This window comes from Stenotrophomonas sp. GbtcB23, assembly GCF_019091045.1.
Classification (GTDB): Bacteria; Pseudomonadota; Gammaproteobacteria; order Xanthomonadales; family Xanthomonadaceae; genus Stenotrophomonas; species Stenotrophomonas rhizophila_A.
On the sequence record NZ_JAGXKC010000286.1, the window covers coordinates 1 to 329 of the forward strand.

The 329-nt window shown below is 60.5% G+C and carries 1 protein-coding gene; it reads right to left on the reverse strand.

Translation table 11 applies throughout. The annotated features are described in order from the left end of the window. Positions 1-143 precede the first annotated feature (143 nt). Positions 144-329 (reverse strand): hypothetical protein (locus KVS69_RS19140; protein WP_217539546.1); only part of this gene is annotated, 186 nt, incomplete at its 5' end.

Consider the following 329-nt stretch of genomic DNA (forward strand, 5'->3'; position numbering starts at 1 on the left):
TCTCGTAAAGTGCGGTCAGCACCTTCTGGCAATAGGATGAGAACGGGTGCGAATAGAGGATCGGGCGCATGACTGCCTCCCACAGCCGCTTGCAAGACGAAACCGGTATCGACTAGCTCAACCGATCTGGATTTGCAATCGGTTTATGCGAGGCGCCCGATCGGGATGATTTCCTTCGACAGGGGGTGGAAATCGTTGCCCTCCCAGTCGCCGAGCCATGTGTCGACCGCAAGCCCTGCTTCGGCGATCAGCCTTTCGAGCCCGTCCCTCGGCGTGTAGCGGATCTGCGCCGAGGCGGAGAAGTCCTCGCCGGTCGCGATCACGCGGAA